This is a genomic window from Oceanisphaera sp. IT1-181, from assembly GCF_033807535.1.
Lineage (GTDB): Bacteria > Pseudomonadota > Gammaproteobacteria > Enterobacterales > Aeromonadaceae > Oceanimonas.
This window is the reverse complement of sequence record NZ_CP136856.1, coordinates 725,777-742,041: the sequence shown is the minus strand read 5'-3', so window position 1 is coordinate 742,041 and position 16,265 is coordinate 725,777. Positions and strand designations below refer to the sequence as shown.

15 protein-coding genes are annotated in these 16,265 nt (G+C 50.7%); 10 read left to right on the top strand and 5 right to left on the bottom strand.

Annotated features, from left to right (window positions below):
- Positions 1-395 precede the first annotated feature (395 nt).
- From rapA to R0134_RS03385, 4 genes are read left to right on the top strand one after another with little or no spacing between them, the layout of a single operon-like run.
- On the top strand, positions 396-3,269 hold the full coding sequence (rapA, locus tag R0134_RS03400) for an RNA polymerase-associated protein RapA (RefSeq protein WP_319783477.1): 2,874 nt from the start codon (positions 396-398) through the stop codon (positions 3,267-3,269).
- Between the two features lie 13 nt (positions 3,270-3,282).
- A complete protein-coding gene (locus tag R0134_RS03395; RefSeq protein WP_319783476.1) occupies positions 3,283-3,948 on the top strand; it encodes an RluA family pseudouridine synthase in 666 nt (221 codons plus the stop codon).
- Between the two features lie 26 nt (positions 3,949-3,974).
- A complete protein-coding gene (locus R0134_RS03390) occupies positions 3,975-4,829 on the top strand; it encodes a DUF3530 family protein (protein WP_319783475.1) in 855 nt (284 codons plus the stop codon).
- On the top strand, positions 4,765-5,718 hold the full coding sequence (locus R0134_RS03385; RefSeq protein ID WP_319784293.1) for a D-2-hydroxyacid dehydrogenase: 954 nt from the start codon (positions 4,765-4,767) through the stop codon (positions 5,716-5,718). The genes R0134_RS03390 and R0134_RS03385 overlap by 65 nt, the downstream gene beginning before the upstream one ends.
- Positions 5,719-5,793: 75 nt before the next feature.
- Here R0134_RS03385 and djlA read toward each other — a convergent pair whose 3' ends face one another.
- On the bottom strand, positions 5,794-6,600 hold the full coding sequence (gene djlA, locus R0134_RS03380) for a co-chaperone DjlA (RefSeq protein ID WP_319783474.1): 807 nt from the start codon (positions 6,598-6,600) through the stop codon (positions 5,794-5,796).
- A gap of 262 nt (positions 6,601-6,862) precedes the next feature.
- Between djlA and lptD the strand changes: the two genes are divergently transcribed.
- The 6 genes from lptD to R0134_RS03350 are packed head-to-tail and all read left to right on the top strand — an operon-like array spanning position 6,863 to position 13,611.
- A complete protein-coding gene (gene lptD, locus R0134_RS03375) occupies positions 6,863-9,229 on the top strand; it encodes an LPS assembly protein LptD (RefSeq protein WP_319783473.1) in 2,367 nt (788 codons plus the stop codon).
- Positions 9,230-9,253: 24 nt separating this feature from the next.
- Positions 9,254-10,570 carry a peptidylprolyl isomerase SurA gene (gene surA / locus R0134_RS03370; protein WP_319783472.1) on the top strand — a complete coding sequence of 439 codons (1,317 nt, stop codon included), beginning with the start codon at positions 9,254-9,256 and terminating at the stop codon, positions 10,568-10,570.
- Positions 10,567-11,556 (top strand): 4-hydroxythreonine-4-phosphate dehydrogenase PdxA, encoded by a 990-nt coding sequence (pdxA, locus tag R0134_RS03365; RefSeq protein WP_319783471.1) that lies wholly within the window; start codon positions 10,567-10,569, stop codon positions 11,554-11,556. The genes surA and pdxA overlap by 4 nt, the downstream gene beginning before the upstream one ends.
- Positions 11,549-12,355 (top strand): 16S rRNA (adenine(1518)-N(6)/adenine(1519)-N(6))-dimethyltransferase RsmA, encoded by an 807-nt coding sequence (gene rsmA / locus R0134_RS03360; protein WP_319783470.1) that lies wholly within the window; start codon positions 11,549-11,551, stop codon positions 12,353-12,355. Before pdxA ends, rsmA begins: the two co-directional genes overlap by 8 nt.
- Positions 12,356-12,361: 6 nt before the next feature.
- On the top strand, positions 12,362-12,736 hold the full coding sequence (gene apaG / locus R0134_RS03355) for a Co2+/Mg2+ efflux protein ApaG (RefSeq protein WP_319783469.1): 375 nt from the start codon (positions 12,362-12,364) through the stop codon (positions 12,734-12,736).
- On the top strand, positions 12,736-13,611 hold the full coding sequence (locus R0134_RS03350; protein WP_319783468.1) for a symmetrical bis(5'-nucleosyl)-tetraphosphatase: 876 nt from the start codon (positions 12,736-12,738) through the stop codon (positions 13,609-13,611). The genes apaG and R0134_RS03350 overlap by 1 nt, the downstream gene beginning before the upstream one ends.
- A gap of 112 nt (positions 13,612-13,723) precedes the next feature.
- On the opposite strand, the gene R0134_RS03345 is transcribed toward R0134_RS03350, so the two are convergent.
- The 4 genes from R0134_RS03345 to rplU all read right to left on the bottom strand — a co-directional run bounded on the left by R0134_RS03345 (position 13,724) and on the right by rplU (position 16,100).
- Positions 13,724-14,206, bottom strand: coding sequence for a dihydrofolate reductase (locus R0134_RS03345; RefSeq protein WP_319783467.1), 483 nt, complete (start codon positions 14,204-14,206; stop codon positions 13,724-13,726).
- 3 nt (positions 14,207-14,209) lie between these two features.
- The gene (gene cgtA, locus R0134_RS03340; protein WP_319783466.1) at positions 14,210-15,394 is read right to left on the bottom strand and encodes an Obg family GTPase CgtA; all 1,185 of its coding nucleotides are present in this window, start codon (positions 15,392-15,394) and stop codon (positions 14,210-14,212) included.
- 119 nt (positions 15,395-15,513) lie between these two features.
- Complete coding sequence (gene rpmA / locus R0134_RS03335) at positions 15,514-15,771, bottom strand: 50S ribosomal protein L27 (RefSeq protein ID WP_319783465.1); 258 nt, start codon at positions 15,769-15,771, stop codon at positions 15,514-15,516.
- Positions 15,772-15,788: 17 nt separating this feature from the next.
- The gene (gene rplU, locus R0134_RS03330; protein WP_319783464.1) at positions 15,789-16,100 is read right to left on the bottom strand and encodes a 50S ribosomal protein L21; all 312 of its coding nucleotides are present in this window, start codon (positions 16,098-16,100) and stop codon (positions 15,789-15,791) included.
- Positions 16,101-16,265 lie beyond the last annotated feature (165 nt).

The window sequence follows — 16,265 nt, the reverse complement described above, 5'->3', positions numbered from 1 at the left end:
TTTTCCCCAGTTAAACAATGACGATAGGAAGATAGCGCTACGCCCTAACCCAAAGATTATCTATATGACGATGTATAGATTGCTATACATATATAAGCACCTATATATGTATCTACTAGTTAGTAAGTAGTCGTACTGGCTGCTGAGTTCGGTGTTGTCGTTACGGTACCCCTGATGCTCGTGGTTCAACCTCATCTATATGGATAGGAGGCTTTCTGTAACCTAACCTTTCTCTAATCTAGACTTTTTTCTACTCTAACTTTCCCCCACCCTCACAACGAAAGTGGCAATCTAAAGTGCTCGGCGGCGGCGTTTTAGTTTTACGGGTGCGCCCGTCGGTTGATTGCGCTAAGATAACGCCCCTTTTTTGCTCCCCCTTCAGCTTGGAGACTTGAATGCCTTTTTCCCTCGGCCAGCGTTGGATCAGTGACACAGAAACCGATTTGGGACTGGGCGCCATCGTCGCTATCGATGTGCGCATAGTAACCATGCTTTTTCCGGCTTGCGGCGAAAACCGCATGTATGCCAAAGGTGATGCGCCTATTACGCGCGTCATGTTTAATCCCGGTGATGTGATCAGCAGTCATGAAGAATGGGAGTTAGAGGTCGTTTCTGTTACCGAAGATAACGGCCTGCTCACTTACCATGGTACTCGCCTCGATAATGGTGAGGAGACCAGCCTGAGGGAAACCTTCCTTAACCACTTTATTAAGCTGAATAAACCGCAAGAGCGTTTGTTTGCCGGCCAGATAGATAAAATTGGTCGCTTCAACTTACGTTACCAAGCCTTGATGCATCAGTTTAATCGCCGCCGCTCACCGCTACGCGGCTTGGCCAGTGGTAAGGTCAGCTTGATCCCACATCAGTTACATATCGCCAAAGAAGTGGGCAGTCGTTATGCACCCCGAGTGTTGCTGGCCGATGAAGTAGGCTTGGGTAAGACCATTGAAGCAGGCATGATCATTCAACAGCAATGGTTGTCGGGTCGCGCTAACCGCATTTTGATCTTGGTACCCGAGGCACTGATCCATCAGTGGCTGATTGAAATGATGCGCCGCTTTAACTTACATTTTGCGCTGTTTGATGAAGAGCGATGTGTAGAAGCCTTTGCTGATGCGGCGAATCCGTTTGATACGGAGCAGCTGGTATTGTGTAGCTTGGATTTTATTACCAAAAAGCGTAAACGCTTTGAACAATTGCATGAAAGCGATTGGGATTTAATGGTGGTCGATGAAGCGCACCATTTATTGTGGGACGCAGAGCAGCCGAGCCGCGCCTATGAAGTAGTAGAAGCGCTGGCCGAAGACACCGCCGGCGTGTTGTTGTTGACGGCGACACCGGATCAACAAGGCCACGAGAGCCACTTCGCGCGTTTACGTTTACTGGATCCGGAGCGCTTCTACGATTACGACGCTTTCTTAGCCGAAGAAGAAGAATATCTGCCGTTAGCGGCTGCAGCCGAGACCTTGCTGTCCGATGCGCCTTTGGATGCGGCGGCCATTGCCGGGTTAGCGCCCTTTATGGACGGACTGGACGAAACTGCATTACAAGATGCCAGCCAGCGTAAACAGTTATTGGCGCAACTATTAGACCGCCACGGTACCGGTCGCTTGTTGTTTCGTAATACGCGCCACGCCATTAAAGGCTTTCCGGCGCGCGTCTTGCATTTACACCCCCTGCCCTTGCCCAGCCAATATACCACCGCGATTAAAGTGGCGAACATGATGGGCTCGCAGCTGGACGTTACGCAACAAGCGTTGCAAGCCTTGTATCCGGAAGAAATTTATCGTCAGTTTGAAGGCGATAATAATGCTTGGACGCTGTTCGATAGCCGTGTCGACTGGTTATTGGAGTTCACTAAAGCGCACCGCAATATCAAGATTTTGGTCATTACCGCCAAAGCCGGCGTGGCATTAGCACTGGAAGAGGTACTGCGTACCAAAGAAGGCATTCGTGGCACCGTCTTCCATGAAGGCATGACCTTGCTGGACCGTGATAAAGCCGCGGCCTATTTTGCCCAGCAAGAAGGCGGCGCGCAGGTAATGATCTGTTCGGAAATTGGTTCCGAAGGTCGTAACTTCCAGTTTGCCCATCAGCTGGTGCTGTTTGACTTACCGTTGAACCCCGACTTATTAGAGCAGCGTATTGGTCGCCTCGACCGCATTGGTCAAGAACACGACATCGATATTCATGTGCCTTATTTAGAAGGTACGGCGCAAGCCGCACTCACCCAGTGGTACCACCAAGGGATGGATGCCTTTAGTAAACCTAACGCCGTGGGTCAGCCGGTGTATCAGCAAACGTGCGATACGTTACTGGCTTTGCTTGCTGAACACGGTCAAAACCAAGACGGACTGGCACAATTAATTGAGCAAACCCGTGCGCTAACCACTGAGCTGGAAAGCCATATGGAATTGGGCCGAGACCGCTTGTTGGAGCTTAATTCCAGCGGCGTTATTTTGGACCGGGATTTGGCGGGTGAGTTGAGTGCGGTAGATGAAGATCCGACCTTGGCCATTTTTGCCATCAAGTTGTTTGATGAAGTGGGCGTGCACCAAGACGACAAAGGCGAAAATGCCATCGTGCTGCACCCCAGTGAGCATATGTTGGTGACCAGTTTTCCGGGTTTACCCGAAGATGGCGCCAGCATTACCTTTGACCGAGAAACGGCGCTCAGTCGTGATGACTTGCAACTATTAACTTGGGATCATCCGATGATCCGCGGTGGCATGGACTTGGTACTGGGCTCGGAAATTGGCACCACGTCAGTGGCGATCCTAAAAAACAAGGCGCTGCCAGTTGGTACCCAATTTTTAGAGCTGATCTTTGTCGCTGAGTCGGCACAAAACTCCCAGTTGTATCGCTTCTTGCCACCGGCGCCGATCCGCTTACTGCTAGATAAGAGCGGCAACGATCTGGCCGATAAAGTGACCTTTGAGTCATTTGATCGCCAACTCAGCCCAGTTAATCGTCACTTAGCCAGTAAGCTGGTAAATGCATCGCAAGCCGTTATTCACCATTTGTTACAGCAAGCCGCACCGGTCGCCGAGTTACAGATGCAAGCCTTGGTCGAGCAAGCACGCGAGCGTATGCATGCCTCCATTGGTCAAGAGCTAGCTCGTTTGCAGCAATTAGCCAAGGTGAACCCTAACGTGCGCGAAAGTGAAATCAGCCATGTGCAAGCGCTGCTTGAAGAGTTGGATAGCTTGCTTAACAACACCCGCTTAAAATTGGACGCGATTCGCTATATAGTCGTCAGTCATCAATAAGGAAGATAAGCACATGGCATTACTGCGCTATGATCCGCCGATGGATCCCATGTTTGACGTTTTGTATCAAGACGACAGCGTAATTGTGCTAAATAAGCCGAGCGGCTTGCTGAGCGTACCTGGCCGAGATCCTGTCCATTTCGACAGTTTATCACTGCGGGTGGGACGGGTTTACCCGACCACCCAAGTGGTGCATCGTTTAGATATGGCCACCTCGGGTGTGATAGTGATGGCTCTGCACCGCAAGGCGCACGCTGAATTAAGCCGCCAGTTTCGTGAGCGTGAAACCGCCAAGTGTTATTACGCTTGGGTGTACGGTAATCCTAGGCAAGATGCGGGCAGCATAGACCTACCTTTATGTTGCGACTGGCCTAATCGGCCGCGGCATATGGTGGATCATGAAAATGGTAAAGCGGCGCTCACCCATTGGCGCTGCATACGTCGCTTGAGAGATCGCAGCTTAATTAAGTTGACGCCCATTACGGGTCGCTCTCATCAATTACGGGTGCACATGAAAAGTTTGGGTCATGTGATTTTGGGCGACAATCTCTATGCAGAAGGTGAGGCGCTAACCATGGCGCCCCATTTGCAGTTGCACGCGGCTGAGCTGGAGTTTCGCCATCCTAAAACCAAAGAGTGGCTAAAATTTACCGCTCCCGCCCCCTTCGCCATCACATGAGACAGGCGTGCAGGCGGATCATACCATTGGCCGCGCTTGCGCTGGCCTATTGGCTGATCACTCCTGCCAGTCAAGCGCAGACTCTGCGTCAGTCTCAGCTCAGCTGGCCCGCGTTTGAACAATATCAAGCCCGCGGCCAGATGTTGCACTTTCCTGCATCCAGTCGCGCGCAGGGCCAGTTGCTGATTTGGCCCGAGCTTAATCAGACACATTTGTGGTTACCGGTCGCGCACTATTGGCAACAACGCAACTGGGAAGTCCGGCTGTTACTGCCGGATACCGCACAACAGGTGTTTGATCCCAGTAGCGAACACCCCTCGCCCGCCCAGCAAGCTTGGTTAACGCTACAACTGGTACGCCTCGCTGAACTGACTGCTACCGATATAGACAAAGATGCCGAGATTAATGGTGACTCTGACTCGGATAAAACGACTACGCGACCTGTGGTCATGCTCGCTCAAGGCAGTGCCGCTCTCTGGTATCAACAATGGGTGGATACGGAGCAACTCATCGCGCCTCACGCCTTAATTTTATTTGATGCTTTGCCGCAGCCGATGGCGCAACAAAAAATGCTAGCCGTCAGTCTGGCGCGCAGTCCTTATCCGGTTTTGGATATCTATCGTCGCCCCGACAGCCCGTTGGCTTGGCATAATCAACAACGACGCCAACAGCAGCTCAGCCGCCGAGAGAAAACCGGTTACGCACAGCAACGCTTTAATGGCATTGAGAATTTGAACAAGCAAATCGCGGGCTGGCTGGTGCGGCTGGGTTGGTTACCTCTGCCCCCTAATGCGCCCCATTATTTAAAGGAGCAACATCATGAATCTGGTATTTCTCGACCAAGAAACCCTGCCACCATCGGCCCACCTGCGACGCCCTAACTTTGACCACCAATGGCAAAGCTATGACGACACGCAGCCTGAGCAAGTACAGACGCGCTTAGCAGAAGCAGATATTGTATTGGTGAATAAAATCAGCCTGACTGCAGAGATGCTGGCCACTTTACCACGACTAAAGATGATTGCGCTGGCCGCTACTGGTTGCAATAACGTGGATTTAGAGGCCTGTCGGCAAGCGGGCATTGCGGTGTGTAATGTGCGCGATTACAGCAAAAGTTCGGTGCCTGAGCATGCGTTATCTTTGATGATGGCGCTCAGTCGTAACTTGCATGCTTATCGCAGCTCGATTGTGGACGGCCGATGGCAGCAAAGCGGGCAATTTTGTTACTTCGATTATCCGGTCCGCGACTTACACGGCCAAACCTTAGGCCTGATTGGCTATGGCGCTATTGCTAAAGATCTCGAAAAGTTGGCGTTAGCACTAGGGATGAAGGTCATAGTGGCGGCGCGTAAAGGCCAAGTGCCCGGTGAGGGCCGAGTGAGCTTTGAGCAGCTATTATCCCAAGCCGATATTATTAGCCTGCATTGCCCATTGAATGAAGAAACTCAGCATTTAATTGCCGAGCCGGAATTTAAGCTAATGAAAGAAGACGCGCTGTTGATCAACGTCGGTCGCGGTGGTTTAGTGGATGAAGCGGCCTTACTAGTGGCACTGGAGAAAAAGCTGATTGGCGGGGCGGGCTTTGATGTAGTGACGGCTGAGCCGCCGGCAGCAGATAACCCTTTGATGCAAGCGCTCGCCTATCCGAACTTTATCTTAACGCCGCATATCGCTTGGGCCAGTCAAGCCTCCATGCAACGCTTAGCGGATCAGTTAATCGATAACATAGAAGCCTTCGTGGCGGGTAACACGCAGAATAGAGTGGTTTAATAAATTAACGTGAGGGGTGAAGGGTGAGGAGTGAGGAGTAACTCCTTTCGCCTCACCACTTACTTAGCGTTAAAGCTATTTTATCTTGCGCACGCTTTTAATGGTTTCCCAAGCTTGCTGTATGTCTTGGGCCTTTTCTTGGGCCATGTCCATCATCTCTTTGGGCAACCCTTGGGACGCTAATTTATCCGGATGATGTTTGGACATCTGGCGACGATAAGCTCGTTTTACTTCGGTGTCATCGGCGGTTTCTGCCACTTCCAAAATGCGGTAAGCATTGCGTAATCTATCTGCCGACGGGGGCGCTTGGCGGCCACCACTGGAGTGACCTGAACCTTGGCGAAAACCATGCAGCTGTGCTTCGGCAAAGGCCAACAACTGCTCCAGTTCCGTTTCTGAAAAGCCCAGTTCACTGGCAATGGTCAGCAATAAACGGCGCTCGGCCGGATGCAACTCACCATCGGCGAAGGCCACTTGTAATTGCACTTCCATAAAGAAGCGCAACAAGTTGCGACTGTCTTTGACTCGTGCTCGAAAACGACGCAAGGTTTCTTTTAATGGAAAATCTGCACTTTTACCGGCCCGAAACGCCTCTTGCGCTTTAAGGCGCAGCTCACCTTGTAGGCGCATCTGCGTCATTAACTGCTCGGCTAAACGGATCTCTTCATTCGACACCTGACCACTGGACTTAGCAATATGGCCCATGGTGGCAAAAGTAGTATAGAGAAACTCAGCTTGAGCATCTTTATTAAACAGCCAAGCATTGGCGAGCTTCTTATCTAATAAGTGCCCCAACCATAAGCCAATTAAGGCGCCGGGGATATTGCCGAGCAAGAAACCAAAAAATAAGCCAATCAGCTTGCCTTTAATGTGTGCCAACATAATAGCTATGCCTCTTGCTTGTTGAGTTGCAAAGCTTGCACGCAAACCAACCTAAAGCGTCTCGGCCACAAAAACCGATGAAGAGCAGCTAATCTCATAAGCAGGATCCTAGATGAACAATGGAGCTAAGGTAGGTCATCTTGCAGGTCGATAGTGCTGGCCGCAAGAATGCTTTATCATAGCCCGTTACCATAAAGTAATGACACCCAAATCTCAACCAGCCCAATGGGCGGTGTCGCCACCAGGAAGCGAGCGTCAACCCATGAGAAAACGGATTATCGGCTTACCCTTGCTGCTGCTTTCAGGCCTCACTCAGGCCCAAGCTGAAACGCCAGATGCTTCAGCCCCCTCGGCCATGCCTTTCAGCCGCTGCTTTAGCCATGTGCCCTTGCTAGTAGACTCAGCAACGGGGGATACCAATGCCCCTATTAGCGTGACCGCTGATTTATTAGACGCCACCCGCGATGGTAAAATCATTTACAGCGGCAAGGTCGAAGTAGAGCAAGGCGCGCGTAAATTTAATGCAGATCAGGTAGAGCTTGAACAAATTAGTCGTGATGTGCTGGCCACCGGTAATATCCATTATACGGATGGCACCATCAGCGTGGACAGTAATAAACAGCTGACCGGTAACTTAAATACCAAAGACACCGAGCTGGAAGATGCGCGTTATCAGTTTCACGGTGAGCCCGGTCGTGGACTCGCCAAAAAAGTGCGTCTCAGCGACAATGCTGGCCAGGTGGATTTAAATGGTGCCAGCTACACCACCTGCCCGCCGGATGGCGAGGCGTGGAAATTAAAAGCCAGCTCGGTGAAAGTGGAACAAGACGAAGTATTTGGCGAAGCCTGGAACGCGGTACTGTGGCTGGGCGAGGTGCCGGTGTTTTACTTCCCCTACTTAAAATTCCCCGTTAAAGACGAACGCCAAAGTGGTTTCTTATTCCCCTCTTTTAACTTTGGCGGCGATAACGGCACCGACATCAGCGTGCCTTACTACTGGAACATAGCGGAAAACTACGACGCCACCTTTACCCCGCGCTATATGGAAAATCGCGGCACCATGTCGCAATTGGAGTTTCGTTATCTGCCCATCGCCGGCCAAGATGGCACGCTATACGGCGAGTATTTAGCCAGCGACGATAAGTTACTGAATACCGAATGGGAAGAGGATGCGCGCTGGCTGGTGAACTGGCGCCATAATGCGCGTTTTGACGCCGCAGGACACTGGCGTGCCAATGTGGACTACACCAAAGTCGCGGGTTGGGACAATGCCTATTTTGATGATTTCTCGCCACCTGTCGGCCAGTTAGTTGATGACCAACTAATGCAGTCGTTTAGTGGTGGTTACTACGACAAACGCTGGCAGCTAACCACAGAAGTACGTGATTATCAGATCTTAAAACCCGGTTTAGCGACCATGCCGTTCCAATTGGCGCCCAGTGTAGCCTTAACCAGTTATCAAGGTTTTGGTGGTTTTGATTTGGGTTTTGATGCAGAAGTGACCCAGTTTAAAAATGACGGAAACCAAGTGTATGAAGCTACTCGCGTTCATGCCGAGCCCAAACTGGTGTACTCACTGGTTAATCAGCCGGGGGCGCAACTCTCTGCCGATGTGGGGGCTTATTACACCCATTACGAGCAAGACATTCCCGCTAACTTATCGAGCTACTATGGTAATCAAGATCCCAGTGGCCTGGGCTTTACCACTGATAGTCTAGACAGCAATGTCGATCGCTTATTGCCGCGGGCACGACTGAACGGCACCTTGGTATTTGACCGCGAGACCCAGTGGTTTGAGCGCGATTTCACCCAAACTATTGAACCGCAACTGCAGTATTTATATGTGCCGTTTAAAGACCAAGATAATATTGGTCTTTACGATACGACCAGTATGCGCCAAGACTATTACAGCTTGTTTAGCGATCGGCGTTTTGCCGGCCTTGACCGCATCAGTGATGCCAACCAAATCACCGGCGGCTTTACCAGTCGTGTTTATGATGCAGAAAGTGTGGAGCGCTTGCGCTTAGCGGTGGCACAAACCTATAACTTTACCTCGCCCAGAGTGCGCCTTTATCCCAATGAAGAACTTAGCGATACCAAACAGTCGTTTTTGACCTTTGAGGGCGACCTCAACATAGACGGTAACTGGTTTATGCACACAGAGGCGCAGCAAGATACGCGCAACCATAGACTGGCTGGCGGCAATATCACCTTGGAATACAACAACCAAGGTAAATTGGCACAGGTCGGGTTTCGCCACCTTAATCAAACCTACTTTCCGGATGCCAGCTTAACTGACGATCTGAATCAATTGGGCGGCACCTTTTCTTGGCCACTCAACCCTGATTGGCGGCTGATTGGTGGCCATTATCGAGATATTGAACTCAATCGTAATATCGACAGTCTGATAGGACTGCGTTATGACTCTTGCTGCTGGGCGGTTAGCTTAGTGTGGGAGCAAGCGCAGAAAGAAAGCAAGCTGACTAATCCCAATGAAGTAGAACAAGAAACGCTGATTGGCTTGAGGTTTGAGTTAAAAGGCCTCAGCTCATTTGGTGCCGGTAACAGTGAGTTTTCACCGGGTACGGATTTATTGCCTTACTATCGCCCCTTTAATCTCAATAACTAATTTTCATAGTGCACAGGACTTGTCATGAATAAAAGATGTAAACAATTACTGCTTGCCGCCAGTGTTGGCCTATTCGCAGTCAGTAGCCAAGCAGTCGAACTGTTGGATAATGTCGTGGCCGTAGTAGATAAAGATGTGGTACTAGAAAGCCAACTCACAGGCTTGGTCAATCAGGTTAAAAGCAGCGCGAATAGCGCAGGCCAAGCCTTGCCCGATGAGCAAGCGCTGCGCAAGCAAGCCTTGGAGCGGTTAATTCTAGAGAGTTTACAGCTGCAATTAGCCGAGCGTCTGGGCCTGCGCATTACCGACACCCAGCTGGAGCAAGCCATTGCTAACGTGGCCCGCAGCCAAGGCAAAACCGCCGAGCAATTAGCCGTGGAAGCCAAAGCCGATGGCCTAAGCTACAGCCAGTTTCGTGAACAGGTACGCAACGAAATTTTGCTCAGCGAATTAGCGCGTAATCAAGTACGTCGTCGCATTAATATTTCTGATCAAGAAGTAAAGCAAGTGGTGCAGATGATGTCCGAGCAAGGACAAAACCAAAGCCGCTATCGCGTAGGTAATATCTTATTGGCGCTGCCCACCAATCCCAGTAACACCCAACTGCGTCAAGCCAGTCAACAGGCTGATCAGTTGATCAAACAATTAAAGCAAGGCGCGGATTTTCGTCAACTCGCCATCGCGAAAAGTGCCGGTCCTAAAGCACTGGAAGGCGGTGACTGGGGACTACTGGGTATCAATGAAATGCCCTCGCTGTTTAGTGAAGCGGTGAAAAATCACGGTAAGGGTGATATTATTGGTCCGCTGCGCTCAGGCGCGGGTGTGCATATCTTAACTATTTTTGAGGTAGAAGCGGCCACACAACAAACCGTACAAGCCGTTGAAGTGCGTGCTCGTCACATCTTACTCAAGCCCTCAATCATCATGAGTGAAGAAAAAGCCCAAACCTTGCTTAATGAATATGCGAACTCGATTCGCAGCGGCCGAGCCACACTCGCTCAGCTAGCAGAGCTGCATTCTGAAGATCCCGGCTCCGCCATTCAAGGCGGCGACCTAGGTTGGTCGGCACCTGAAGTGTATGTCAGTAGCTTTCGCGATGTCGTGTCGCAACTTAAGGTCGGCGAGCTCAGTGAGCCGTTTCGCTCTGAGCACGGCTGGCACTTGGTTAAGCTTGAAGATAAACGCGTGGTAGATGCCACCGAACAAGCAACCGAACAAAAAGCCTATCAACTTATTTTTAATCGTCGCTTTACTGAAGAAGTACAAACTTGGCTGGACGAACTCAAAGATGAAGCCTATATCCGTATTGTCGACACTCAATTATCAAACGGTGAACTGTGATCTGTAAACGTATCGCGATAACTCCAGGCGAGCCCGCCGGCATAGGTCCCGACCTGATGCTGGCCTTGGCTGCCCTTGATTGGCCGGTAGAGTTAGTTGTCATTGCCGACCCCGAGCTTATTCAAAGCCGCGCTCAAGCCTTAGGCAAGTCAATTACCTTGCTGCCTTATGACCCAGAGCGGGCACCCCAACCGCAGCGCGCCGGCACGCTCACCATAGCACCGGTAAAGCTTGCCAAACCCGCCGTTCCCGGTGTGTTGGATGAGGCCAATGGCCTCTATGTACTGGAAACACTCAAGCGCGCGTCCGATGGCAACATGAACGGTGAATTTGCCGCAGTGGTCACCGGCCCCGTGCATAAAGGTATTATCAATAAAGCCGGCGTGTCTTTTAGTGGCCACACAGAATTCTTTGCCCAGCAAGCCAATGTGCCGGATGTGGTGATGTTACTGGCGGCACCGGGTTTGCGTGTTGCGCAAGTGACCACTCATATCCCACTGGCCTACGTGGCCAAGGCCATTACCGAAGACCGACTGACAAAAATCATTCGCATCTTACATGCGGAGCTAAAAAGTAAGTTTGGGCTACCTAACCCACGCATTTATGTGTGCGGCCTTAACCCCCACGCGGGTGAGGACGGTCATTTGGGCCGTGAAGAGCTGGATATTATTAGCCCGACGCTGGACAAACTCCGCGTCGAGGGCATGGAGCTTATTGGACCTGTTTCTGCGGATACCGCATTTCAGCCCAAATACATGACGGACGCGGATGCCTATCTCGCCATGTACCACGACCAGGGCTTACCGGTACTGAAATACATTGGTTTTGGCCAAGCGGTGAATATCACGCTCGGCTTGCCCTTTATCCGCACCTCAGTGGATCATGGCACTGCCTTAGAGTTAGCAGGAACCGATAAAATCGATGCGGGCAGCATGCTGTGCGCGCTTAATCAAGCCATTGAAATGATAGAAAAACGCGATGAATAGTAAAGTCCACCAAGGGCACAAAGCCCGTAAACGCTTTGGCCAAAACTTCTTACACGACGACTACGTAATCGATCAAATTGTGGATGCTATTTATCCCACTGATGACTTTACCATGGTTGAAATCGGTCCCGGCCTCGGCGCCTTAACTGGCCCTGTATGCGAGCGCATCGAACGCCTGAATGTGGTGGAGCTCGACCGAGACTTGGCCGCACGTTTGGCGACGCACCCGTTCTTAAAAGACAAACTCAACATTCATCAAGCGGATGCCATGAAGTTTGATTTTACTCAGCTGTTAGAGCCGGGTAAAAAGATGAAGATTTTTGGTAATCTGCCTTACAACATCTCCACTCAGCTGATGTTTCATCTGTTTGAATTTGCCGCTCACGTGCAAGACATGCACTTTATGCTGCAAAAAGAAGTGGTAAACCGCCTCGCGGCAGGCCCAGGTAGTAAGACCTATGGTCGCTTAAGTGTGATGGCGCAATATTACTGCCAAGTGGTGCCGGTGTTGGAAGTCGGCCCAGAAGCCTTTAAGCCTGCGCCTAAAGTTAACTCGGCGGTCGTAAAGTTATTACCCTATGAAACCCCCCCGCATCCAGTACAAGATATGACTTGTCTATCACGAGTCACGGCCGATGCCTTTGGCAAACGCCGCAAAACCATTCGTAATAGTTTAAGTCATCTGTTCAGCATCGAGCAGCTGACGGAGCTGGGCTTAGATCCCGGTGCCCGTCCAGAGCAGCTTACGCTGGTGCAATATGTCGCCTTGGCCAATGCCTTGGCCCAACGCAAGGAATAGCTTTCGATGTCTCCCGACGATATTCACATTACTACCGAGCCCCATTACTTAGCCGAACATTCAGCACCCGATGAGCAAAACTATGTGTTTGCTTACACCATTAGCATCCAAAATCGCGGCCAAAGCAGTGTACAACTGCTTAGCCGTCGTTGGTTGATAACGGATGCCAACGGTAAAATAATCGAGGTAGAAGGCAGTGGTGTGGTGGGCGAACAGCCTAATATTACGCCGGGAGCCGCCTTTACCTATACCAGTGGCGTTAAATTAGACACCCCAGTAGGCGTCATGGAAGGCAGCTATCGTTTCATTGAGCAAGATGGCCGCGAATTTGATGCACCTATCGCTCCTTTTCGCCTGTCTTTGCCTCATCTGATTAACTAATGGCCACTTATATTATTGGCGACTTACAAGGGTGTTTGGCTGAGCTCGACACCCTGCTCAATGAGGTGGCGTTTCGTCCTTCCCGCGATCAACTCTGGCTCACCGGTGACTTAGTCGCCCGTGGGCCTGACTCGCTCGGCTGTTTACGCCGCGTTATCGCGCTGGGTAACGCAGCCACCACAGTACTGGGCAATCACGACTTACACCTATTAGCCGTTGCCAATGGCATAGCCCAGCCAAAAGCGGCAGATAAGATCATGCCGATCCTACAAGCCGCCGATAGCTCAGATTTATTGTATTGGTTACGCCAGCAACCGCTCTTGGCTGAATATCAGCCCGCCGTATATCAGCCAGCAGCAGATAAGCGATCCGAATATAAGCCGGCGGCACAAGCTCAGCCTTTTGTAATGACCCACGCGGGTATTCCCCCGCAGTGGAGTATTGAGCAAGCAAGAATTGCGGCACGCAGTGTGGAAGCTGAACTACGCTCAAGCGATTACAAAGCGCGCTTGGCACAAATGTACGGTAACTTACCGAATTTTTGGCAAGCTGACTTAACCGCGGTCGAGCAACTGCGCTTTACTATCAACGCCTTTACGCGCATGCGTTTTTGCCATCCTGATGGCCGCTTAGACTTTGCCCATAAGGCGGGGTTAAGCGACGCGCCGAGCGAACTCACACCTTGGTTTACCCTGCGTAAGGATCGCCAAGATCCACCACTGATCTTCGGCCATTGGGCCGCATTAGAGGGTGAGTGTGAGGTACAGGATATTTATGCTTTAGATACGGGCTGTGTGTGGGGTGGCAGTATGACATTACTGTGCTGGGAAACCGGTGAGCGTATCAGTACGCCCTGCCCTGTTTATAGCGCGTGAAGCGCGAAAGAATAGAGCATTAAAAGTAAGACCATCATAAAAGTGAAGGGTGAGAGGGAAACATCCAATCTGCAAACGCAGACTTTCCTCCTCACTCTTTACCCTTCACGCCTTACACTCGTTTATAAACCTGAAACCGACAGTCATATTCATTACGCTCGTCACGAGGGCGTAACTGCTCAGACTCAAGCTGCCAATGGTTGGCCTGAAACGGAAAATAGGTATCACCCTCAATATCCGCTTCAATCTGGGTCAGGTATAAGCGTTGGCTTAACGACAAAAATGCCTGATACAACTGGCCACCGCCCATCACCATTACCTCGGGCTCGCCGACTAATAACGCCAGCGCCGCCTCAGGCGAGGCCACCACTTCGGTACCGATTGGCGCCTCATTTAAGCTTTGGCTAACGATAATATTACGCCGACCCGGCAAGGCACGGCCGATAGAGTTGAAGGTGTTACGCCCCATCACTATCGGCTTACCCAGCGTGGTCTGCTTAAAGTACGCCAAATCAGCCGGCAAATGCCAAGGCATGGCATTGTCTTTACCAATCACGCCATTGCGCGTCATGGCTACGATTAACGCGACTATCATGGCTTATTCACGCGTATAGATAACATGTCCGTCATCTTCTTCGTCGTCCCAGTCGTCATCATCTTCGTCGTCAAAGTCTTCGGCGATCGGCTGCGCATGCTCTTGCAGCGTGGTCTCGTGGTAATCGTCCCACTTGAAGTTCACCACTTCATGGGCATCTTCTAACTCTTGTTGAGTACGAGGATTTTCATCCAAGAAGTCCATCAGCGCTTCCGTCACGGCTTTAGTACCGTCTTTGCTGATGGCGGCGATGCGAAATACTGGACCTTGCCAATCTAGACGCTCAATCACACGTTCAATAATGGCTTCTGCTTCTTCTGGTGACACTAAGTCGAGCTTATTAAACAGCAACCAGCGTGGCTTATTGGCCACAGTTTCACTGTATTGCACCAGCTCATTGATGATGACCTCGGCGTTATCTACAGGGCAACTCTCATCGGCAGGCAAGACATCTATGATGTGTAGCAACACACGGCAACGTTCTAAGTGTTTTAAGAAGCGAATACCTAAGCCAGCACCGTCTGCAGCACCTTCAATCAAGCCTGGAATATCCGCAACCACGAAGCTTCTATGACCATCGCAACGTACCACACCTAAGTTAGGCGCAAGTGTCGTAAAGGGATAATCCGCCACTTTTGGCTTAGCCGCAGACACGGCGCGGATAAAGGTAGATTTACCGGCGTTAGGTAATCCCAACATGCCTACGTCTGCTAACAGCAATAACTCCAGCACTAACGCGCGCACTTCACCTGGCGTGCCATTGGTTTTTTGGCGAGGGGCACGGTTAACTGAGCTTTTAAAACGCGCATTACCCAAACCGTGGAAACCGCCTTTAGCGACCAGTAACTTCTGACCGTCACGGGTTAAGTCACCGAGGATTTCGCCCGTCATCTCATCTTTAGCGCGGGTACCGACCGGTACTTTGATCACTAAATCTTGGCCACGTTTACCCGTACAGTTACTGCTGCGGCCATTCTCGCCACGCTCGGCACGATGAAATCGCTCAAAGTGGTAATCGATCAGGGTGTTGAGGTTAGTGTCGGCCAGCATATATAAATCGCCACCATCACCGCCATCGCCACCATCTGGGCCACCATTGGGAATATATTTTTCACGGCGAAAACTCACACAACCGTTACCACCGTCACCGGCTTCAACTTGGATTTGTGCTTCATCTACAAATTTCATTACATTAATCTCCCATTCGTGCACTGACTCCAGTGTATCTGGTTTCAGCACCGAACGTGCTTTTTATAAAGCAAAAAGCCCCGCCGATGGGCGGGGCTTTTTTAGTTCAGCCTTGATGCTTACTCAGCTTCAATGCTTACGAACTTACGGTTGTTTGGACCTTTAACTTCAAACTTCACCTTGCCAGAGGCAGTGGCGAATAAAGTGTGGTCTTTGCCCAAACCTACGTTAACGCCGGCGTGGAAGCGAGTGCCGCGCTGACGAACGATGATGTTGCCCGCCAAGACATTTTCACCACCAAAACGCTTAACACCAAGACGTTTACTTTCTGAATCGCGACCGTTACGAGTTGAGCCGCCTGCTTTTTTCGATGCCATGGAACTGAACTCCTATATTAAGCGCTGATAGCCGTGATCTTAACTTCAGTGAACCACTGACGATGACCTTGCTGTTTGCGTGAGTGCTTACGACGACGGAACTTAACGATCTTGACTTTTTTGCCACGACCGTGAGCTACGACTTCAGCTGTTACTGTGCTACCGTCGATGTAAGGAACACCAACTTTAACATCTTCACCTTGAGCAACCATAAGCACTTTGTCGAATTCGACAGATGCGCCAGTTTCAACGTCTAATTTCTCTAGACGAATTACCAGACCTTCGGTTACACGGTGCTGTTTTCCGCCGCTTTGGATTACCGCGTACATGATTTTAACTCCGAATTATTGGCACTTTTACCCTCAAAGGGGTGTGCACTAAAACTGTTCTACAATGGTCGCGTATTGTACGCAGATTGATAGAGCGAGACAAGAGTGCAGACATAAAAAAATCAGTCTTATCGCACAAGCTTGCAAAGGCGAGCTTGTCGGCTT

Coding starts and splice junctions, on each gene's coding strand:
- rapA (WP_319783477.1), top strand. CDS start 396: ATGCCTTTTTCCCTCGGCCAGCGTTGGATCAGTGACACAGAAACCGAT.
- rsmA (WP_319783470.1), top strand. CDS start 11,549: ATGAATAGTAAAGTCCACCAAGGGCACAAAGCCCGTAAACGCTTTGGC.
- R0134_RS03345 (WP_319783467.1), bottom strand. CDS start 14,206: ATGATAGTCGCGTTAATCGTAGCCATGACGCGCAATGGCGTGATTGGT.
- rplU (WP_319783464.1), bottom strand. CDS start 16,100: ATGTACGCGGTAATCCAAAGCGGCGGAAAACAGCACCGTGTAACCGAA.
- lptD (WP_319783473.1), top strand. CDS start 6,863: ATGAGAAAACGGATTATCGGCTTACCCTTGCTGCTGCTTTCAGGCCTC.
- cgtA (WP_319783466.1), bottom strand. CDS start 15,394: ATGAAATTTGTAGATGAAGCACAAATCCAAGTTGAAGCCGGTGACGGT.
- apaG (WP_319783469.1), top strand. CDS start 12,362: ATGTCTCCCGACGATATTCACATTACTACCGAGCCCCATTACTTAGCC.
- rpmA (WP_319783465.1), bottom strand. CDS start 15,771: ATGGCATCGAAAAAAGCAGGCGGCTCAACTCGTAACGGTCGCGATTCA.
- R0134_RS03395 (WP_319783476.1), top strand. CDS start 3,283: ATGGCATTACTGCGCTATGATCCGCCGATGGATCCCATGTTTGACGTT.
- R0134_RS03350 (WP_319783468.1), top strand. CDS start 12,736: ATGGCCACTTATATTATTGGCGACTTACAAGGGTGTTTGGCTGAGCTC.
- djlA (WP_319783474.1), bottom strand. CDS start 6,600: ATGTTGGCACACATTAAAGGCAAGCTGATTGGCTTATTTTTTGGTTTC.
- surA (WP_319783472.1), top strand. CDS start 9,254: ATGAATAAAAGATGTAAACAATTACTGCTTGCCGCCAGTGTTGGCCTA.